This is a genomic window from Marivita geojedonensis, assembly GCF_002115805.1.
Taxonomy (GTDB): domain Bacteria; phylum Pseudomonadota; class Alphaproteobacteria; order Rhodobacterales; family Rhodobacteraceae; genus Marivita; species Marivita geojedonensis.
The window spans coordinates 1-20,861 of record NZ_JFKC01000036.1; the positions used below are offsets into that span (position 1 = coordinate 1).

The 20,861-nt window shown below is 53.9% G+C and carries 19 protein-coding genes and 1 pseudogene; 4 read left to right on the forward strand and 16 right to left on the reverse strand.

The window, feature by feature from the left end; translation table 11 throughout:
* Nucleotides 1-126 precede the first annotated feature (126 nt).
* Together MGEO_RS19805 and MGEO_RS19815 are read right to left on the reverse strand one after the other, a co-directional pair.
* Nucleotides 127-300: pseudogene (locus tag MGEO_RS19805) on the reverse strand (IS5/IS1182 family transposase); the annotation flags it as partial.
* A gap of 912 nt (nt 301-1,212) precedes the next feature.
* Nucleotides 1,213-2,571: a winged helix-turn-helix domain-containing tetratricopeptide repeat protein gene (locus MGEO_RS19815; RefSeq protein ID WP_085641473.1), complete on the reverse strand. Its 1,359-nt coding sequence runs from the start codon at nt 2,569-2,571 to the stop codon at nt 1,213-1,215.
* Nucleotides 2,572-2,694: 123 nt separating this feature from the next.
* Here MGEO_RS19815 and MGEO_RS21235 point away from each other — a divergent pair, with 123 nt between their 5' ends.
* The gene (locus MGEO_RS21235; protein WP_143746314.1) at nt 2,695-2,919 is read left to right on the forward strand and encodes a hypothetical protein; all 225 of its coding nucleotides are present in this window, start codon (nt 2,695-2,697) and stop codon (nt 2,917-2,919) included.
* A 261-nt stretch (nt 2,920-3,180) separates the two neighbouring features.
* Here MGEO_RS21235 and MGEO_RS19820 read toward each other — a convergent pair whose 3' ends face one another.
* Nucleotides 3,181-3,750 carry an MFS transporter gene (locus MGEO_RS19820; RefSeq protein ID WP_233140030.1) on the reverse strand — a complete coding sequence of 190 codons (570 nt, stop codon included), beginning with the start codon at nt 3,748-3,750 and terminating at the stop codon, nt 3,181-3,183.
* 134 nt (nt 3,751-3,884) lie between these two features.
* Between MGEO_RS19820 and MGEO_RS19825 the strand changes: the two genes are divergently transcribed.
* Entirely contained in the window at nt 3,885-4,703 is an 819-nt protein-coding gene (locus MGEO_RS19825; protein WP_106299244.1) for a hypothetical protein, read from the forward strand.
* A gap of 338 nt (nt 4,704-5,041) precedes the next feature.
* Here MGEO_RS19825 and MGEO_RS19830 read toward each other — a convergent pair whose 3' ends face one another.
* The 9 genes from MGEO_RS19830 to MGEO_RS19870 form a co-directional block, all read right to left on the reverse strand.
* The gene (locus MGEO_RS19830; protein ID WP_085641476.1) at nt 5,042-5,329 is read right to left on the reverse strand and encodes a hypothetical protein; all 288 of its coding nucleotides are present in this window, start codon (nt 5,327-5,329) and stop codon (nt 5,042-5,044) included.
* Between the two features lie 186 nt (nt 5,330-5,515).
* Nucleotides 5,516-6,430 carry an MBL fold metallo-hydrolase gene (locus tag MGEO_RS19835; RefSeq protein ID WP_085641477.1) on the reverse strand — a complete coding sequence of 305 codons (915 nt, stop codon included), beginning with the start codon at nt 6,428-6,430 and terminating at the stop codon, nt 5,516-5,518.
* A 121-nt stretch (nt 6,431-6,551) separates the two neighbouring features.
* Nucleotides 6,552-7,814, reverse strand: a complete 1,263-nt coding sequence (locus MGEO_RS19840; protein ID WP_211297966.1) for an ABC transporter substrate-binding protein — start codon at nt 7,812-7,814, stop codon at nt 6,552-6,554.
* Nucleotide 7,815: 1 nt separating this feature from the next.
* Entirely contained in the window at nt 7,816-8,784 is a 969-nt protein-coding gene (locus MGEO_RS19845) for a branched-chain amino acid ABC transporter permease (protein ID WP_085641478.1), read from the reverse strand.
* Nucleotides 8,781-9,695: a branched-chain amino acid ABC transporter permease gene (locus MGEO_RS19850; protein WP_085641479.1), complete on the reverse strand. Its 915-nt coding sequence runs from the start codon at nt 9,693-9,695 to the stop codon at nt 8,781-8,783. The genes MGEO_RS19845 and MGEO_RS19850 overlap by 4 nt, the downstream gene beginning before the upstream one ends.
* Nucleotides 9,692-10,423, reverse strand: coding sequence for an ABC transporter ATP-binding protein (locus tag MGEO_RS19855; RefSeq protein WP_085641489.1), 732 nt, complete (start codon nt 10,421-10,423; stop codon nt 9,692-9,694). The genes MGEO_RS19850 and MGEO_RS19855 overlap by 4 nt, the downstream gene beginning before the upstream one ends.
* Complete coding sequence (locus MGEO_RS19860) at nt 10,416-11,189, reverse strand: ABC transporter ATP-binding protein (protein ID WP_085641480.1); 774 nt, start codon at nt 11,187-11,189, stop codon at nt 10,416-10,418. Before MGEO_RS19860 ends, MGEO_RS19855 begins: the two co-directional genes overlap by 8 nt.
* Nucleotides 11,182-12,258 carry an aldo/keto reductase gene (locus MGEO_RS19865; RefSeq protein WP_085641481.1) on the reverse strand — a complete coding sequence of 359 codons (1,077 nt, stop codon included), beginning with the start codon at nt 12,256-12,258 and terminating at the stop codon, nt 11,182-11,184. The genes MGEO_RS19860 and MGEO_RS19865 overlap by 8 nt, the downstream gene beginning before the upstream one ends.
* Nucleotides 12,255-12,632 carry a TIGR04076 family protein gene (locus MGEO_RS19870; RefSeq protein ID WP_085641482.1) on the reverse strand — a complete coding sequence of 126 codons (378 nt, stop codon included), beginning with the start codon at nt 12,630-12,632 and terminating at the stop codon, nt 12,255-12,257. Before MGEO_RS19870 ends, MGEO_RS19865 begins: the two co-directional genes overlap by 4 nt.
* A 115-nt stretch (nt 12,633-12,747) precedes the next feature.
* Here MGEO_RS19870 and MGEO_RS19875 point away from each other — a divergent pair, with 115 nt between their 5' ends.
* Nucleotides 12,748-14,229, forward strand: a complete 1,482-nt coding sequence (locus MGEO_RS19875; protein WP_085641483.1) for an aldo/keto reductase — start codon at nt 12,748-12,750, stop codon at nt 14,227-14,229.
* Between the two features lie 70 nt (nt 14,230-14,299).
* Here the strand turns inward: MGEO_RS19875 and MGEO_RS19880 are convergent, their stop codons facing one another.
* Nucleotides 14,300-16,159, reverse strand: a complete 1,860-nt coding sequence (locus tag MGEO_RS19880; protein ID WP_085641484.1) for an SLC13 family permease — start codon at nt 16,157-16,159, stop codon at nt 14,300-14,302.
* Between the two features lie 288 nt (nt 16,160-16,447).
* Complete coding sequence (locus MGEO_RS19885; RefSeq protein WP_085641485.1) at nt 16,448-17,176, reverse strand: gamma-glutamylcyclotransferase; 729 nt, start codon at nt 17,174-17,176, stop codon at nt 16,448-16,450.
* A gap of 232 nt (nt 17,177-17,408) precedes the next feature.
* On the opposite strand from MGEO_RS19885, the gene MGEO_RS19890 reads away from it, so the two are divergent.
* Entirely contained in the window at nt 17,409-18,302 is an 894-nt protein-coding gene (locus MGEO_RS19890) for an NAD(P)-dependent oxidoreductase (protein ID WP_085641486.1), read from the forward strand.
* Nucleotides 18,303-18,353: 51 nt separating this feature from the next.
* On the opposite strand, the gene MGEO_RS19895 is transcribed toward MGEO_RS19890, so the two are convergent.
* Both MGEO_RS19895 and MGEO_RS19900 read right to left on the reverse strand, forming a co-directional pair.
* Nucleotides 18,354-19,349, reverse strand: a complete 996-nt coding sequence (locus MGEO_RS19895; RefSeq protein ID WP_085641490.1) for an aldo/keto reductase — start codon at nt 19,347-19,349, stop codon at nt 18,354-18,356.
* A 20-nt stretch (nt 19,350-19,369) separates the two neighbouring features.
* Entirely contained in the window at nt 19,370-20,362 is a 993-nt protein-coding gene (locus tag MGEO_RS19900; protein WP_085641487.1) for an aldo/keto reductase, read from the reverse strand.
* Nucleotides 20,363-20,861: the final 499 nt, after the last annotated feature.

A 20,861-nucleotide genomic window follows, 5' to 3' on the forward strand; every position in this document is an offset into this window, starting at 1 on the left:
AAGAGCGTTGCGACACAACAAAGCGCAATCCTGCTTAGGATCGGCGCGATCGTTTGCTTTTCGATTTTGGATGGCTCTGTTGCACAAATCGGGTGATGTGCGAGGTTGCCCCTTCCCCGGACAGACTTATCCCACAGCCTCTCTGAGAGGTATGCCGAGCGCGGTGTAACCCGTCAGGACGGCGATACGGACCTGAAGTTTGGTGACCTGACGATCGAAGTCCCTTGCCGTTAGCCGCTGGCCCAGAAGTTTGACACAATGCACCTTCGTGTAGGCGCGGTTTCTGCGGTGGTAAAAGGACTTTAGGTCAAAGGCTAGCAACAACAGACCTTGCAAAGCCGTTTGAGGTATTACCCTCTACAAAAGGTGCGGTGGCCCCGCAGTCTTCAACGCGCCCCTCCCAAACCGCGGAGACAGCGGAGCCTCGCAGTGTTACGGGAAAACACCGCGAGAATAGGGATAGCCAAAGCTTAACAGGAACACAAACTACTCTCAGAACGCTCAAAATGTAAGCGCATACATAATATTCTTGGAATGCATAGCTGCATTGCAGAAATTGCCGTTGAAAACAGTTATTGCAGCCCTCATTTCTCGGTCATTGCCGATCCATCTCCTCCTCCCTTGGATCGACGCAAAATTCTAGGCGGTGCACTCTCCTCCCTTGTGCGCCGCCTTTTTTTGTAATGATACTATCGAGCTGCATCGAATGCCCCATGCCCGCGTCGCCGAAAATTTCGGTAGTACGCCAGAGTTTCAGTATTTCGAGACACCTGTGGTCGTGCAAAACCGCCTGTCGCAAGATTGATTGTAGTGAACGCGTGATGAGACGGCGAACATGTAAGCGATCGGCCCAATCCGGCCGTTCAAAAGTGCAGCCTTTGCCGCGGTGCCCCTTCACCAGACCAGCCGTTCGTGCACTACGCAGCATTTTATCTGCTTATGGGACAGTCCTGTCTCTTATCTAACGCGCGTAATTGACTCGGGTTCAATCGGGAATTCCAGCGATCGAAAGCTGTTCGAGGTATCCGTCGTCATAGCTAGCCGCAGGTGGAAGACATTCACTAAGGTAGCGTATTGTTAAGTGCGGCAGGCCTTCAAGAAGTCTTCTTGCGGCATCCTGCGCGCGGCTCAGTCGTCCTAGGCGGACGTTGGCAACAGCAACCATGCGCCAAGGCCAAAGCACGCCCGGATGCCTCCTCAAGCCTTCCTCTATCATTGCAAGGCCCTTTGTCGGGTCGTTGGACCAACGATAGTGTGTGGCAGCCCGCCCAAATGTAATTTGGTGAGAGAATGGGGGTCCAGAGGACTTAACCGTTCCGCCTGATCGAAGGCTTTTAGTGCTCCATCTACCTCTCCGACATATTGTCGAAGCCAGCCAAGTCTGATCCACGCCCAAGCATTATTCGGATCAACCTCGAACACACGAGCCAGCCATGTTTCTGCGAGCGCTCGGTCTGGGCTTGTCTGGGCATACGCTCCCGCAATCGCCATGAGCGAAGGCGAATGGTCCGTTACCTTTTCTGCAGCTTTATTGGCGAGAGCTAGACTTCTCTCTCGTTCCCAAATGGGGTCCTTAGACCACATGTACGTGTTTTGCTGCGCATGTACCCATGCTCTTAAAGCTAAAGCGGGCACACAGTCTCCATCGATTTCAAGGGCCCGATCAAGGAGAGTTCCAGCTTGCTGGTTATCATGCTGTTTCAAAGACCAGAAATGGGGGTAGGCCGTCAGTAGAGTTTCGTAGGCCGTGCGGTCCTTCGGCGCACGTCGCCCTGCCCGAGTAATCTCTGCCGCACGCAAGCTGGGAAAAACGCGACCCGCCACTTGGGCAGCAATGCGTTCCTGCATCTCGAACAAGTCGTCAAGGAAATCGTCGAACTGCTCTGACCACAAAAGCCTGCCATCCGCGCCATTGACCAGCTTGACGGCTATGCGCACACGGTCACCAGCCCGGCGAATCGTGCCTTCCAGAAGGTAATCTGCCAAGAGGAGTTTGGCCGCTTCAGGGGCCGAAAGCCCCATGTTCCGCAGCGCGAAAGCTGATTGCCGGGCGATCACGTCGAAGTCTCGGACCCGACTCAACGCTCCTGTGATCTCTTCTACAACTCCGTCGGCAAAAACCGTGTCAGCTGAGGCGCTCAGTTCCTCAAAAGGAAGCACTGCTAGAACTGAGCGATTCGGGTCGAAGGAGTGGTCACCAAAATCAGAGGCCTCATCGCCAAGATCAGCTTTTTCCGGCCCAGGGTGGTCTATCTTGTCGCCAGTTGTCTCGACGGGTCCGTCGAAACGAAACCCTCGCCCGCGTACAGTCTTTAGCCAAGTTTGCTCTGTCCCATCATCACCAATCGCGCGCCGCACTGCCTTTACAGCTGTAGAAATCGCGGAGTCCGATACGATACGTCCGCCCCAGACGGCTTGGATCAACTCTTCTTTGGAAATTAGGCGCCCAGGGTATTCCAACATGAACGCCAGCAGTGAAAAGGCCTTGGGCTCAATAGCCACAGGCCCGGTCTTGCCTCGGAGCTCGCCCCGCTCAATGTCGAGTATGAATTCACCAAAAACAAATTTCATGTGGGCACGTTAGGAAATCCCCACGAAATAACCAAGATGTCCCCACGAAGCGCCCAAGCAGACAAAACTCCAAACCGGCAGGATACGAGCACCAACACAGCAACTCACTGATCGGAGGCTCTCATGTTCACTTCCACGCTTTCCCGTCCTTTCTCGTTCCTGGCGGAGATCATTTCCCGCCGCCACGCGACAAAAGCCCATCCGCGTGGGTCCATGCCAAGCTGGATCAATGACCCAAAACTCTCAAAGCAGCTTCTCAACGATACTGGCCTGACTGCTGAAGACTTTGATGGACGGCAAAGCAATAACGCTTTTGAGCTTTCAGCATCGCAGCAACCTCTTTGGTGAACACTCGAATGTGCCGGGCCTAGGTGGTTCGGTGCATTCATCCCGCTGTTGGCGAGCAAGACTAGAGATTTCAGCTCTGAGCGGCATTACGCGTTGCAGCATCACCTGCTTACCACGCGAATATTTGAGCGACACTCCCGGCCCATGGTGGTCAGTCGTCACAGCCGCCAATGCTGCGATGCGGCTTCACCAGACCGAACATTCGTCTATCGTGCAGCATTTTCATAAGTCTAAGGTCGGCAGAGCGGACCAAGCGGACCTTCATTCTTCGTTCGTCAAGGGCGGCTTCCGGCGGTTGCCGGACGCATCTTGGGCCATCCTTTGGCGCAGCGGGATTAGGCCAAGCGCCGCGAGGAGCGCGAAAGCGGACCCCGCCATGAATGTCGCCTGGGACCCAAAGGCATGCCACAGCCCGCCTGCGACTAAGCTGGCCAGCAATAGGGCGCCGCCGGTGATCAGGTTGAACATACCGAAAGCCGTGCCGCGCAATTCCGCCGGTACAGCCTCAGCGACCAGCGCAGCCAGAAGCCCTTGCGTCAGTCCCATGTGCAGACCCCAAAGCGCGACACCGACCACAAGGCCCGCAAGGCCCGGCGCAAGCGCAAGCACCAGATCGGCGGCGATCAGCACGACAAGGCCTGCCATCAGGAGCCCGGGGCGGCTCATCCCGTCGGACAGCACACCCGCAGGCCAGGCAGACAGCGCATAGACCGCATTCATTCCCACAAAGACGAGTGGAACCAGCGTAACGGCAAGCCCCACTTCTTCCGCGCGGAGGATCAGGAAGGCCTCGGAAAACCGCGCCAAGGTGAAGACCGCCGCCACAGCCACGACAGACCAATATACGCCGCCCAGAATTCGCAATTCGGCCCGCGATAGAGGATTGCGAACGCGGCGTATGACCGAGTTCGGTCTTCGCGTTGCTGCCCTTCCGACGCAAACCCGTTCCCTGAAAGGCCTGACCCATGTCCCTGCTTGATGCCACACTTCCCGTCGCCCGCGTCGAGGCGCCCAGCCAGTTTCGCACCCTGACCGTCGTTACCGTGGTTCTGCTCGCATTGACCGTGCTTTGGGGGTTTGTAGATGCCCGCACCATCGATGGGGTTCTTGTCTGGATGAAACCCTTGAAGTTCGCGCTGAGCTTCGCTGTGCTCTTCGGGAGCATCGCAATGGTCGAGACCCGGCTCACAGAAGGGGTTCGCAAAGGCTGGCTGTTGCGCATCGTCGGATGGGTCATGGCCTCAGCCTTTCTATCTGAGATGGCCTACATGATGTACCAAGCCGGCCGGGCAGAAGCGTCTCACTTCAATCTCAGCACACCGTTTCACGAATTCATGTACACGGTCGTTATGGCCGCCGGCGCCGTGGCGCTGGTCGCAGCTACCGGGGTGATCGGCTGGATCGTCAAGCGGGACAACGGCGCCAATTTGAGCCCTGCGCTGCGCGAGGCGATCTGGCTAGGCTTCGGGTTGACCTTCGCGCTGACAATGATCGTGGCCGGGTACATGAGCTCCAGCACTGGGCATTTCGTGGGCGTCCACCCCGAAGGAGCGCCGACCCTGCCACTCTTCGGCTGGTCCGGTGTTACAGGAGACCTGCGGCCCGCGCATTTTGCTTCGCTGCACGCCATGCAAGCCTTGCCTTTGCTGGCTTTGTGGCTCGATCGTAGAGGACATTCCGCATCTGTACGCACAGTGCGCCTCTGCGCCTTCGGCTATGCGGTAATGACCATTGCGGTCTTTGCCCAAGCGGTGATGGAGATGCCATTGATCCCGCTTGGCTGAGTCGGATCAAAGCGACCGCTCATTCGCAGCTTCGGACGCGTTCGCTCTCTTTTGCCTGCTAGATCCTATGGAAACTCTGCAGAATACCAAGCACTAGTGCCTGCACGGTCAGCAAACGATAACCATCTTCGATAGGGCCGAGAGGAGTCTCGGCCCTAATTCCTTGAGTTGCTGGATGGTGCTGCGCACGCTTGGGAAATTATGCGCAGCGCCGGGTGTTCTCAAATTGAACGAACGCAAGACTTAAACATAGGTTTTAAGACTGGGGAGTGCATGGCAAGCGCACTCTGTGTCGTGAGACCGTCCCAATAGTTTTGCCGGTGTTTTGTAGAAAAGCTTTACGGCGTCCAGTTAGCTACAACTTCACCACCGCTGGGAGTCGGCATCTCTGCAAGATGATCCGCCATTCTGCCCCAGAGTGCGCGAACCCGATCAGCATTGTTGTCAGAGACTTCCTGACTCTCGACAATAGACACGACGTAACCGCTGTCATCATCGCCTAAGACATTGATGAAATGCTTCATGCCCGGCAATGCCAAGATGTCTGCTTTCATTTCCTCCATTGTGGCAATTGCCGCGTTCTTGGCGCCAGCCTTGAGTTTGTATGCTGTTACTCGTGCAAACATCTTCTCTCCCCCTTTTTTTGTTAAGATTATGCCAAGCCAGTATCGGCCGAGCTCGGGGAGTATAGCACAAAAGCAAGGCTCGATGGGCACTAAGCCAAAAAGCTTTGGGTTACGCGAGTCAGCCCTTGTCTGAATGACGAGGACCGGAAGCCGATAACTTAACCCTTGTCGCGGGATAGCATCGGTTCATTCCCATTCCATCTGCTGATACACAGCTTGTGCATTCCGGCGAGCAAGGGCGTCAAATTGTTCGAGATATGCAAACGCAGACTGATCAACATCTACAGAACCGATGATGTCACCCCCTTCGTCAATGTAGGCGCCAACTTGTGTCCTTAGGTTCACGAGGTAGTCTCGAGTATCCGTCTGTGCCTGGGTTAGAGTAGTCACCGGCCCGTGACCTGGGATTAGAAACTGCGGTTCCAAAGCCTCAATCGCAGCAAAGCTATCCAGCCATTCAGCGCTATTGGAGAAATCCATCACGCCAAGAACGCGGCCGACATAGACGATGTCGCCTGTGAATACAGCTTGCGTGCCAGGCAGCCAAACAAAGCTGTCTCCGGGCGTATGAGCTGCCCCTACATGCTTGATCTCAATCCGCACCCCTCCGATTTCAAGCGTGTAATCTTCTTGAAAGACCACGTCTGCAAAGGCCGGCTTTGTACCAGATAGGGCGGCCCCAACCAGTTCTGAAAGTATGGTCAGCTGTAGGGAGCCTCTTTCTTTCTGGTCCGCTACGGCATCGACCGATGCGATAATTGTTGCACCTTGCTGCCGCCAGTAATCGTTGCCAAGCCAGCGGTGATCCTGTCCACCAGTATTGATTACGAACTCTACGGGCTGATCGGTTATATTGCGTACGATATCGTGCAGCATTTCAGCTCCAGCCCAAGTACCGCCCGGATCAATAAGTACTGCACCTTCCGATGTTTCGATCAAACCGAACGTAGCATTGTTCCCAAGATTCTCGGAGTTACGCTGTTCTGCGGGGCCTTCGATCGCCCAAATTCCAGAGGCAACCGGTTTCACGTTCAGGATATCCGCCGTCGAAGCAACGGGCACCAAGAACGCGACCAAAGAAAAAACAATGGACCTCATCATACCCCCAGCCTCGGTGCAGGACCCTTCCTAGCGTTAACGCAAGTTCTTGAAACAGGATTTGAGGACCGCCCATTAGGGCGGCCCGATTGCCATTTTGGGATCTTCTACCGTTTGAAGGGGTTCACTTTAGTGACCCGATGAAGGCGTCCACTTCCGCGAGTGAAAGGTACTCAACCTCCTGTGTCCCACCTTCGTTGAAAGACCAGACCACCGCAGGTGCGGAAACATCGCCATTTGCATCAAAACGGACGTCACCTGTAGCGCCTTGGTAGGAAACAGTTCCGCCGCCGGCAAGGATGTCGCGAGCCTGCGCGAAGCCTTCTGTATCAGCAGTGATAGGGGTGCCGTTCGGATCAGTAACCTTTGGAACTGCCGCCGCCATTTCAGCGCCGGTAGCGCCTTCCCCTGCAGCTTGCATGGCCAAAAGGCTGATCATTGCGGCATCGTAGCTGTTGGCGAGGCCCGGACCATTCGGTTCGGATTCAAACCGTTCGACATATGCGGCCCGGAACGCATCGGCGCTTTCGGTTCGGGGCGACGCTGTGTCGGTGCCTAAAGCTGAGCCAAGGTATTGAAGGCCAACGTTGTCGCGGAACTCGTCCGACTTGAGCGAATTCGCCATGATCATTTTCTGCGATCCGCCGAGCGAAATCCATTCACGCACTGCTGCTGTCCCTTCAGCGGGATAAAGCGCGAGATAAAGTGCTTCTGGTTGACTGGCGAGCGCTTCTGTGACTTCGCCGCGGTAGCTTGGCTGACCATCGTTAATTGCAACGGAGGCGGTAACTTCGACCCCAACCGCTGCAAAATCGGCTGCAATCAATCGAGCCATATCCTGCCCCCAATCATCATTTTTGTAGAGGACGGCGATGGATTTGAAACCTTGATCACTTGCAACCTTGGCAGCAACTGCGGACTGAACACCGGTTGTTGCAAACGTCCGAAACCAGAGGCCATTTGTTTTGCCTTCTTCCGACAACTTGGTGAAAGCAGTTGAGGAAGAGCAGCAAGACATCTGCATGACTCCACCTGGCACTGTCACTGAGGTCAGGATCGGCATGGAAACACCCGATGAAACCGCGCCCAAAAGAAGATTGACACCCTCAAGATCAACGAGAGCTTTCGCGGCATCGACACCAACCTTCGGGTCCACCTGCGTGTCACGAAGAACCATTTCAATTTGGCATCCGTTAACACCGCCTGCAGCGTTGACTTGATCGACGGCGAATTGCGCTGTCTCGGCGATGGGGCGACCCCAATCTACAGAGGTTGGCAGAACTGCACCAATCTTGGTGGTACAGTCTTGCGCATAACCGGCCTTGGGTTGGGCGATTAGTGCAAGCGCTAGACCGAAAGCGGCCCACATATATTTCGTCAATGACATCTTATTCTCCCCGTTTATTCACAGGGTTTGATCCCTGTTGTGATACGATCAGCCGTTCCGGCAAAAGACCTTGCGGACGCCAAACCAGCATCCCGACAATAACGGCACCAATCAAGATGAATTGGACAGATCCGGTGTATAACTGGGCTTCAACTGGTGCAAAGCGTGACAGGGCCCATCCTGAGATCGTCCAGGCGCCCCAAATGAGGAAGGCTCCAAATACAGCGCCACGGTTGTTGCCTGCGCCACCGACAATCAGCATGGCCCAAACTTGGAATGTGAGTGTCGGCAATACATCTTGAGGACTGACAAAAGCGTAGAATGTTCCATAAAGTCCACCCGCAAGGCCCATGATCACAGAACCGGTCACAAAAGCAGTCAGGCGAACACGCGAAGGACTCTTGCCGAGAGACTGAGCGGCTTCTTCGTCCTCTCGAATGGCCCTTAGCAGACGGCCAAAAGGGGAGGCTACGAGACGTTCTAGAAAAACGTAGGTTGCGATCAGGATGAGTAGGACCGCGACAAAGAACACCAAGTTGTAAAGAAACCCATCTCCGATTGCTTCGCGGAAGGGACGTTCAAAGCCACGCACACCCTTTGCGCCACCGGCGAGCCATTCCGCGTTCCGCATCAGGTTTTCGAATGCAACCGCAACCCCGAACGTTGCAATGGCAAGATAGTCGTGTCGCAATCTCAAGGTAAGTAAACCGACGATCCAAGCCATTACACCTGCTACGGCCATGCCACCGAGCAGAGCCATAGGGTAAGTAAGGGCGAATCCACCGACCATACCCTCCTGTGGTGGTCCGCCAAGGATAAGCGTTCCATACGCACCGGCTCCGAAGAACGCGACGACACCACCGTTGAAAAGGCCCGTATTTCCCCACTGGAGGTTAAGTCCGAGGACGGCAATCGCTAGGATCGAGGCCGTAGTCGCAAAGAAGACGAGATATGATAAAACGCCGATCACGCCCGGGCCTCGCCGAACAATCCATGTGGTCGGATCATGAGTACGATGATGATGAGCAGAAACGGAACCGACGGCGTATAACCTGATGGCAGAACAACAAGTGCGAGATTGGCCGCAATGCCAACGATGAATCCACCTAGAACAGCACCATAGACACTGCCGATCCCACCGACGATGGTCGCGGCGAATATCGGCAAAACCAGGTCGCGCCCCATCACCGGAATTAGTTGATGGCTGAGACCGTAAAAGACCCCCGCGACAGATGCCAGAGCACCGCCAATCAGCCAGACATACATTATTGTTCGCGGCAGGTTCACGCCGTTTACCTGCGCTAAAGACGGGTTTTCTGCGACGGCACGGAGCGCGTATCCAAAAGTGGTTCGCGATAGGACCAAATGGAGGATCAGCATTAGGATCAAAGCTGCCACAAGTACGAACACTTGATCTGGTTTTATGAGGATCAGAGGGTCGAGGCTGAGCACCATCGCAAAGGCAATATCTTTGGAGTAGAGTTGCGGGCTCAACCCGAAAATTAGGCCGATAATGTTTCGAACGATCAGAGCCATCCCAAAACTGGCGAATACCATCGAAAGTTCTTGGCCTTTCTCACGTACGCGTCTGAATATGAGCTTGTCGATCAGAAGTGCACTGATTCCAGTCACAATCATTGAGAACGGAATGGCAATTATCAGCGCCCAGGTCAGCGACAATGGCGCCAATTTTTCGGCAAGGGTAGGCACTAGACCCGACATGAGAGCGTCAAAGACCAGAGCTGAATATGCCCCTAGTGAAAGCAGTTCCGCATGTGAGAAGTTGGCAAAGCGCAGAATGTGCATCACCAAAGTCAGTCCGATGGCCCCTAAAGACAGGTAAGACCCGGTCAAGACCCCATCGATCAGGTTTTGTATCATGACGATCTCAACCTCCGACCACCCAAATAAATCTCGCCGACGACGCTGTCGTTCCGCAGATCATCAGAAGGCCCGTCAATCTGGTTCCGGCCTTCTGCTAGGATGTAACAATGGTCGGAAAGCCGCATCGCTTGATTGACATTCTGCTCGACGAGCAGGATGGAAACGCCGCTCGTGGCAAGGACACGGGCATGCTCCAAAACCTCCTGCGTAGCTTTGGGAGAGAGACCCGCGGATGGCTCGTCCATGAGAATGAGGCGAGGTTCCGCGGCGAGTGCCATTGCAATGGCAAGAAACTGGCGTTGCCCGCCGGAAAGTGAGCCCGCCTTGTCCTTTTGTTTTTCCGCGAGCGCGGGGAATTGTGCAAACAGGTGATCAAGTACGGCGACTCCGTTCGCGCTACCGCGGCGAAGTGCGAGATCGAGATTTTGGCGGATCGTAAGGCTCCGGAATATGTTGTTATTTTGCGGAACGTAGGCGATCCCGTGCGATGCAAGCCGGTCTGTACGAAGGCCCGTGATATCCGTGCCTTCAAAGTTGACCGTCCCGGCGCTAATTGGAACCAAACCAGCTATGGCCTTAATGAGTGTAGATTTCCCAGCACCATTTGGTCCGATAATGAGCGTGATCTTACCGCGCATAGCTCGCACTGAGACGCCGCGCAGTATCGGTAGGTCTGGAACGTAACCTGCCGTCAATTCTCGAGCCTCGAGCACCACGTTAGTCATCCACGGTTGCCCCAAGATAAGCATCGAGCAACACAGGATTTGCCAGAGCCTCTTCACTGGTGCCTTGGAAAACGACCTTGCCCTCGGCGAGCGCGATCACGGGATCACAATGGCGCATAACGAAATCCATATCGTGTTCAATTATCAAGAACGTTGTTCCTCGGCGGTTCAACTCTTCGATCTTGGAAATCAGGGTTTCGGTAAGCACCGGATTCACGCCTGCTGCCGGTTCATCCAATAAGATGACAGCGGGATTGCCCATCAGAACTCGTGCCAGTTCCAGAAGTTTCATTTGCCCGCCAGAAATCTTTCCCGCAGGATGATCGGCGAGAGGCGCAAGGGTTACGAAGTCCAAAACCTCCAATGCGCGTTCCCTAATGTGCATCTCCTCTGATCGCATGCGGGCTCTCTTCAAAAAAGGTCCCGCAACGGTTTCGCCGATCTGCCCAATTGGCGCGAGCATCACATTTTCTAGTACACTCATCCGTGCGAAAGGCCTCGGAATCTGGAAAGTGCGGCCAAGGCCGCACGCGAAGAGCTTGTCCGATGACAGACCGCTAACGTCTTGCCCGTTGAGCGTCACGCCTCCTTCGTCCGGTTTCAGAACACCAGTCAGTAAGTTAAAAAGTGTCGACTTTCCCGCACCGTTCGGCCCTATCAACCCGGTTATAGAGCCGGTTTGAATTTCAAGCGAAACACCGTCGACGGCCTTGAAAGCACCAAAACTCTTTGTCAGGCCGTTGGTCGAAAGAATAACCTCACTCACTGCCAAGCACCTTGTCGTCAGGCCTTGTGTTGAGGTTGTACTTCATGATCCGCCCATGCGGGCCATTCCGGTCCCGTTCCAAACCGAAGACTGGTCCATTTGGAGTGGATGCCCTGCTTTGAACCGATTGGATGGCGGATTGGTCCTCTGAATCCAGCGCGAAGCGGAAGACTTCAAGCGTCTTATCCAGGTGCCTCGCATAACGTGCCCCCACTATTGCGGCAGCAACTTGTGGCTGATCCAAAACCCACCGCGTCGCGACACTCGAAAGAGAAACCCCGTGCTTGTCGCCCACAGATTTCAGAACGCGAAGAAGCTCCTGAAAAGTCGTCCATGATCCAAATTCGTCAATAATTAATCTGTATTTGACCAAGCTTCTGTTCTCGAAGGTGAAACCTGGATCGGGCTGATCGAGCCATCTTTCTGTTAGGAATCCGCCGGCGAGTGTTCCATAGCAAAGGAGCTGAACATCATTTGCTGAAGCCCACTCGGACAACCCATTTTCCGGTCGGCGATCCAAGATCGAATACTGCACTTGCGTCGACACCAGATCGCAACCGGCATCAATGAAGGGTTGGGTTTCGGCAACATCCCAGTTGGTGACGCCGATGTACCCAATTTTACCCTTCTCTTGACAGGATTTGAGGACCTCAAGTCCAATTAGAGGATCTCCGAGCGATAGATCCCACCAAAAGAACTGCACAAGATGCAATTGTTCAATTCGAAGCCGCTGGAGAGAACGGTCAATAATCGCTTCAAGATCTTCGGCGCGAATGTTTTCCAAGAGCCCCAAATCTGGAACCAATTTTGTGTGGACTTGAACAAGGTTGGCTACGTCTTGGCCACGTCGATTGCGGATATCTCCAATAAAGTCCCCGATCATCTCCTCAACACCAACGTAGATGTCGGCACAATCGAAGGTGGTAATCCCGGCATCCAGAAATGCCTCCATGTCACGCACCGCTTCAGCACGATCCACGGAGCCGTGGTCGCCCGCCAACTGCCAACCACCCTTTATGACGCGAGAGATGTCATAGCCCGGTCTAAGTTCTGCCTTTTCAACAGTCATGAGGACTCAGACTGCCAATATGGTTTGCCGCGAGCGTCCGGCAGACCAGTTGTTCCAGAATGAGAAAACCAGCGTTTCTCGCGTCTCGTGATCTTAAAGCGACCGCCGCAGTATGGATCTGGGCAAGCCACTTCAGAATCAGAGCTCATCCAATCATTGTCATCCGTAGGGCGTTGTTTCGCCGGCAAAAGCGGCAAGAGCGCAGAAAGAGCATACATCGAAACGCGTGTGCCCTCTTCGAAAACCAGGGCCTCCCCCTCAACCCGAAATTTCTCACCCTCGATATGCCTGCAAACCGGTGTTCGACCATCTAGAACGGTCTCAACCTCCAGATCGTATAGCCAAAAACTCCCGCTCACTTCGTCCCCCTCCATTTCGCCCCTTTCGCTGGACTGCGCCCGGTACGTTGTCTTAAGTCAGCAGGCTAAAGAATGTGGCGAGACCCTCAAGTGCCATTCAACCTGACCTATCAATCGGACGGACACCGCTATGGACCTACCTCGCAGACCAGATCGCTTTCGGCTTTCTGACAAACTCGAAATTTCTCGAATTCTGACGGGTCTTTGGCAAGTCGCCGACATAGAAAAAGAAGGAGAGATCATCGACCCCGAAACGGGAGCAAACTGGCTAGAAGCCTACTCTGCTAAGGGCTTCGACACGTTTGATATGGCAGACCACTATGGAAGCGCCGAAATAATTGCTGGTCGGTTGCTGGCGCGTGCGCCAAGTCCCAAACCTTTGGCCTTTACCAAGTGGTGTCCTGCTCCAGGTGAAATGTCCCGCGACGTCGTCCGTGCTGGTGTCCAAGAACGGCTCGACCGTCTTGGGGTCGATCAGATTGACCTACTTCAATTCCACTGGTGGAGTTTTCAGCATCCGGCATGGCTGGATGCTCTCCACGAATTGAGTCAACTTCGCGCCGAAGGCCTGATCACGGAAATTGGCGTGACCAATTTCGATGCAGCACATTTACAAATCGCTCTTTCCGACGGCATTCCAATCCTAACCAACCAGGTCTCATTCTCGCTCTTAGATCGTCGCGCATCGGGGGCGCTTTCCGATATTTGCGCAAACGCTAGGACCAAACTCCTAGCCTATGGAACACTCTGCGGCGGATTTCTGTCAGAAAACTGGGTGGGAAGGCCGGAACCAACCGACATAACAGACTGGTCAAAGATGAAGTATAAACGCTTCATCGACACCGCGGGAGGGTGGGATGCCTTTCAGGGTGTCCTTAATGCGGCTGGAATGATTGCGAGGAAACATGGTGTCTCAATCTCCAATGTCGCCACACGGTGGGTCCTTGATCACGCGGCAGTCGCGGGTGTGATTGTAGGTGCCAGGCTAGGGGAGCGTGTACATGTTGCAGACAACCTGCAGCTCTTCGGATTTTCGATGGACACTGAAGACCGCGAAATGCTTACCCAATCATTTAAGGGCACCAAGAGTATACCTGGTGATTGCGGGGACGAATACCGAGTGGCTCCATTTCTGACGGCCTCCGGCGATCTTAGCCACCATCTCGACACCATGCCTCTCCTGCACGAACGCAAACCGAATGTCTATCGGCGAGGGGGCGAGATGGTTCTAAGTGGCTCTAAATGGGAAGACATTGCGGGGTATGCGCGTGCTCAGAAAATTGGTGATCGCGTACTCGTTTCAGGAACTACTGCTACGGCAGGTGTGGATCGGGTTGTTGCAAAGGAAGATGCCGGGGCGCAAACGACATTTATTTTGGATAAAATTCTGGCGGCGCTCGCCGCTCTAGGAGCATCTGCCAAAGACGTAGTACGCACTCGAATCTATGTCACTGATGAAAGGGATGCAGAGGCTGTATCCAAAGCACACGGCCGGGTGTTTGGCGCAATTAAACCTGCAAACACACTGATAGTTGTGGCTGGTCTCGTCGGCGGGTACCGAGTCGAGATCGAGGCTGAAGCAATGATCAATAGCGAGGATTTCCTACACTGAAACTGTTTCCATTGCGATTTCATCACGGAAGTTCGTGGACAACAAAAGCTAAATACTCAGATCATCATCGTCACAATGGCCATACCAACAGGAGCATCGGCACGCTTACGGCAACAACTATCGCTTCCAATGGGAGGCCAAGTTTCCAGTAGTCTCCGAAGCGAAAACCGCCTGGCCCCAAGATCAGTGTGTTGTTCTGATGCCCAATTGGCGTCAGGAAGGCGCAAGATGCCCCGATCGCAACAGCCATCAGGAATGCATCTGGATTGACCCCAAGCGTGGAAGATATGCCGAGCGCAATTGGACATAGGACAGCAGCAGTCGCTGCGTTGTTCATCACGTCCGAGAGGAACATCGAAGTGATCAAGATCACGACCAGCGCGGCAACACCATTGCCTTGAGCAACTGTGTCGACCAGATATCGAGCTAGCACTTCGGCAGCGCCAGTAGTTTGCATTGCGCCGGCAACCGGAATTAGCGCTGCCAGTAGGACGATCACCGGCCAGTCAATCGCGGCATAAACCTGCTGCAGTGGGACTGTTCTCACCAGCATCGAAACCAAAACACCGAGCGCAAAGGCTGCAGCAGCGGGGAGAACACTCGCTGCTACCAGTACAATTGCACCCAACATGATCCCAGTGGCGATCACGGCCTGACGTTTATCTGGGATGCGCAAGTCGCGCGGACTTAAAGGCACACAGCCTGTGTCGTTTATAAACTCGGACACGGCTCCGGTAGGGCCTTGGACCAATAGCAGATCACCGGATTTGAGTTTGACCGTCCGTAGACCAGACCGTGGTGGATGGCCTTCGCGTGAGACTGCAAGTAGGTTCACGCCATAGCGCGCGCGAACGCGCATTTCTTTGGCAGAGCGGCCTACAATTTTTGACCCCGGAAGAACCGCAAGTTCACGAAGTACAATTTCGCCTGTTCCGCTTTTGCTTTGTTCTTTGGACTCGTCCGGTGTTGCTTCGTCTTGTGAGTTCGAAGCTGCTTCTAATGCACTGACGGGAGGATTGTTTTCCTCATCATTTTCGGCAGCATTGGATTGCTCCAGTTTAATATCGAAAATGGACACCGCGTCCGCCAATCCATCCACCTCGGCCTCAAGCACAAGAATGTCCTCAGCCTGTATGCGTCGCCCGCCATGAGGTGCGGTCAAACGGACATCATTGCGAACAAGACCGACGATTTGTACATCTTTATCTTCGATTTCTCGCTCGAACGCTCGCAACGTTAGACCGACAGCTTTGCTGTTTTTGGGGACGCGCAGTTCAGTGAAATACGCGGCTGTATCAAAACCGTCAGCCATTGCATTGGTCCGTGCCGGTACCAATCGCCAGCCGATTGCTGCGACAAAGATCAATCCGACACTCGCGACAGCCACACCGACGGGCGCAAAATCAAAGATTGCAAATTGCCCAAGTCCTGCTTCGGCACGAAATCCCGAGACAATCAAATTGGGCGGTGTGCCAATCAGCGTTGTCATACCGCCTAAGATCGTGCCGAATGCCAGCGGCATCAGCACCTGCCCAGGCGAAAGTCCCAGGCGCTCGGACACCTGCACTGCAACGGGCATCAGAAGCGCCATCGCGCCTACATTGTTCATAAATCCGGACAGAGCGGCGCCTAACCCCATCAAGGCAACCATGCTCGTAACTCGCCCTGCATCTCGCGGAAGCAGATGACGCGCCAACCAATCCACGGCTCCCGTGTTCTGTAAACCCTGACTCAGGATCAATACGCAGGCGACGGTGATAACTGCCGGATGCCCGAACCCCATAAATGCTTCGGCTGCCGGGACCAATCCAGAGATCACACACGCCATCAACGCGGCTAAAGCCACCACGTCGTGACGAAGCCGGCCCCATAGAAACAGCCCAATCGTTGCAGCTAGAACACCGAAGATTAGAATGTGTTCCGTGCTCATGACGATCCATTTCTTGACTCAACAGCGTTGAACTTACCTCGAACAGTTCGAATTCACACGCAGCGCGAACAAAGAAGTTCTTCCAAGACACAATCCTCGACCCTTCCTAAGTTGCGCTCTCAGACGTCTAGAGAGAGTCTTTCCACAGGAACCAATACCCGCGAACCAGATAATTGTGCGTCGGTCATCGATCCTAAACACGATATTTTGCGTTCGTTCAAAATCCATGCGAGGCCGATGAGGGGAAGATATTCGCAGATCCAACTGCACTCGGTGGTGCGATCGAAACTATCTAAATTGATCGCGCGCGGCAGCGGTCGCGTTGTAGAGCGCAGAGACGTAGGCATCTTCAATTCCAAGTATGTCCAGATGCTCATTCAAATCCGACAAATAATCAAAGTTCTTACCCAGAAATCCCTTAGCATGCGCGATCATCTCGGCTTGTTGATGGAGGGGAATACCAGGTTTGATATCCTTGTGATCATGGTTCGCAACAAAACCCAATGCCTCTATCGGCCCTGCGACAGTCATTAAGCGAAGCCAAACCGGACGATAGACGGGGATGAGCATCTCCCGCCGGAAGAGAACAAACGTCTCTTGATCAATCTTCTCACGCGGAACACGAAACGCTAGGCCCTCGCAACTGCCGCCGACATCAAGCGCAAGCATCAATCCCGGCGCATCTCTCGACCCTCGGCCTCCGTCATCACAAAGGCAAAAACTACGCTGATATCCGTTACACTTCGCTTGCAGCACTTCGTCGAACTCAACATAAGGGTCCCACATCAATGAGCCATAACCAAAGATCCAGAGGTCTTGGTCAAACCGATCCTCTAACCACCGACGCCGTTCAGCTTCGCGCTCCTCGCACGGGGTGCGCCAGCCGGCAGGAAATCCAGCTTTTGCTCCGTGGTCGTCTACGGCTCCGATGTCCAAGTCACGAAAGAATGAGTCAGATGCGGGTTTGATTTTTCCACGTAACTCAGGATGGTGGTGATACGCATCTTGCTTGGACATCACTGTGTCTCCGGCTGGGCATAAACAACGACAAAAGACGAACTTTCAGCATCAAACCCGTTCGGAGACAAGTCAATGAGAGTGAGGAGTCTTGAGAGTTGCTGCTCCCCTTGTGTTGGTATCCATTACTCTGGTTTGCGCTAACGGCTGCACACTTCTGGGGCCAAGTGTCGTTGTGAATTTACGCGCGTTCAAGCCAAACTGAATTGCATTGACTAAATGGAGGACGGATATGACTTCGGAGAGAATTGGATTTGTAGGTGTTGGCTTGATGGGCCACGGAATGGCCAAGAATCTTCTGAATGCTGGATATCCACTCGCCGTGATTTCTCACAAAAACCGAGCTCCGGTCGAAGATCTCGTAGAGCGCGGAGCGACCGAGGTTCAGACGCTTACTGAACTGGCCTCGGAATCTTCCATCATTCACATATGCGCACCGGGTTCACCACAAGTCGAAGCGATCGTGCAAGGACTTCTGCAATCCTTGATCAAAGGCACCATTGTTGTTGACTGTTCGACATCTGACCCAACATCTACCGTCGCGTTGGCGCGATCTGTCGAAAGTGTTGGAGGGTATATGGCTGACGCGCCGTTGGGCGGAACTCCGGTGCAGGCCGAAGCGGGCGAACTTTCGGCGATGGTTGGAGCAGAAAGTGCTGTCTTTGAGCGGTTAAAACCCGTCTTGTCTGCTTGGGCAAAGTCGTTTGTGCACTTAGGTCCCTCGGGTGCGGGGCATAAGATGAAACTCTTGAACAACTTTCTGTCGCTTGGCTATGCGGCACTTTATTCCGAAGCCCTGGCGCTGTCGAACAAGGTGGGACTCACTACAGGGCAATTCGACTCAGTGATCCGCGGTAGTCGAATGGATTGCGGTTTTTACCAGACTTTTATGGGCTATGCTCTCGAAGGAAATCGAGAAGCCCACAAGTTCACTCTGACCAATGCATTCAAAGATATGCGGTATCTTGAGGCCATGGCCGACGAGGTAGGGCTGGCCAATCCGATAGGAAATGCCGTCAAGAACAGCTTTGCCCTAGCGCTGGCTGCAGGTGGTGATGGCCCAGAGGACTACGTACCGCACCTTGTCGACTTCGTTGCGCGTCAAAATAACGTAACGCTAGAGTAGCAATGAAAGGTCTGGCTAAGGACTCTCCCTTCGCAAATTGATGGAGTGAAATTACGCTAGGTGATCTGGTGTCGGTGCCCCTTCGTGAATGAGTCCCTTTGACTTCAGTGTACTCCAAAACTCTTCGGGGATCGGCGTCTCGAACCATTCGTAGATTTGCTCGAACTCAGTCTTGTCGCGAGGACCTGGGATCACGGAGGTCACAAGGTCTTCGCCTAGCGGGAATTGCAGGGCGGCAGCCGGAAGAGGAATGGAAAACTGATCAGCTACCACGGCCAACGCACGGACTTTTTCGACAATTTCTGATGGCGCTTTCGAATAATTCCAAGTGTCGCGACCTGCAAGAATCCCAGAATTGAAAGGGCCGCCGCATATGATCGTAGTTCCGGCGGCGCGGCAGGCCGGAAACAAGGTGTCGACTGAGGTCTGCTCGAGAAGAGTGTACCGACCGGCCAATAGAAATACATCCCAATCGCCAATGCCCAACGCGTCTATGCAAACTTCATTTTCATTCACGCCGAGACCGATTGCCTTCACGTCTCCACATTTTCGGAGTTCGGCCATCGCCAAGTAGCCACCTTCCATTAGGTCATTGAAGTGCCGCGTGTTCGCATCACCGTGCTGAAACGTGCCGATATCGTGGGCCAGCAGGATATCAATGCGATCGAGACCAAGCCTCTGAAGGTTGTCCTCATACGCGCGCATTATGCCATCATATCCGTAGTCGTAGACCACATGGAAAGGGAGCGGATTAATCATCCCAAAGTCCATCGGGTTCGACACAGGACCTGGTTTGAGCAGCCGTCCAACCTTGTCTGACAGGACGTAGTCCTTTCCACGAAGGATGTCTCCCATGACACGCTCAGAACGGCCAAAGCCGTACCAGGGAGCGGTGTCATAGTAAGTAATCCCGGCGGCTCTTGCGGCTTCGATCAGCTCTGCAGCTTGCTCATAGTCTAGGTCAACGAAATTGCCGCCCAAAGGTGCCCCGCCCAAGCCAAGCACATCGATGTAGAGATTGGTTCGACCTACTTGCCGCTTCTTCATTAGCCCGCTCCGATCTTCGGCTACCATCGATTGTGGACATGTTTTTTTATTAGGTTGTTGTATACGCTATCCACGGCGCTCAGAGTCTCGGAGTCCAGATCAGCAAGAGCGTCGGCACCTGAATTGGAAACTGCCTGCGATGGATTTCGGGCTCCTGGGATTACCACACTGACTGCGTCGTCCATGAGAATCCAACGCAACGCGAATTGAGCCATAGTCGCGTTTTTTGGCACCAATGGTCGTAATTGATCGACCGCTTCTAGGGCCACTTCGTAGGGCACACCTGCAAAGGTTTCTCCGACATCAAAGGCTTCGCCATGCCGGTTGAATGATCTGTGGTCGTCAGCAGCGAATGTGGTGTCCTTGGTCATCTTTCCGCTGAGCAGACCGCTCGCAAGTGGCACGCGCACTATGACCGCAATCTTTTTGGCACGGGCTTCACGAAAGAAGAGCTCTTGGGGACGTTGTCGGAAGATATTGTAAATGATCTGAACCGAAGCGACGTTCGGATATTCGATCGCTTTCAAAGCTTCCTCTACTTTTTCGACAGAAACTCCGAGAAACTTGATCTTTCCCTTCTCAACCAGCTGGCTGAGGCCATCGAATAGAGCTGGCCGATAGTAGACCTCTGTCGGTGGGCAATGAAGCTGCAAAAGATCTATGCAATCAACGCCTAAGTTTTTTAGACTGCGGTCTACGAAGGCTTCAATCGTTTCGGGAGTGTAGCCATCTGCGACATGAGGATCGAGTCGACGACCTGCTTTCGTTGCAACGAACGGCCGCTGTCCTTGCCATTCTGAAAGAACATCTCGAATAATGCTCTCTGATCGGCCATCGCCATAGACATCGGCCGTATCGATGAAGTTCACATCGGTCTCTAGTGCGGATCGCAGTGTGTTTTTGGCGTCTGCTTCAGAAACATCTCCCCAAGAGCCACCTATTGCCCATGCGCCGAATCCGATTGAAGAAACACTCCATCCAGTACGACCGAAATCACGCTTTGAAATCGCCATATCACCTCTCCCAGCTAAGGCTACCGTAAGGAACGCGACAAAATTAATCGAGTGTGCGATGTGCGGGTTCTCCACGCATCTCGAATCCAGCCGCCGACGAAACCGTACTCATTTTGAACAGACTTCTAGTTGTGTGTCCTATGAGGGAAGTGGCGATTGGCGTTGACCTCAAAGATGACCACTTGGAGAAGGAGTTCATATAGGGCCAAACAAGCTCTCCATCCGGTTCAGACCGAGAGCGCCTTGACTGGTTTGTGCGAAAGAACCCGTCGATGGGGTGGGGTGCCCCGGGTTTGCAAGGTTTACAGGGTTTGTTTGGGCAGCCGGCTGTACTGTTTGCAGACATCAAATCCGCACTACTCCATATCCGTCCCTTACTGACGAGTTGCTCTGATGTTTTAGTAGGGGATTAGTAGGGGATGCACGTCAAACGTTCTCCGTCTCAGTCCAGCAGCATCCAAGAATGCCGCTCGAAATAATGATTTAATCGTAATATGTT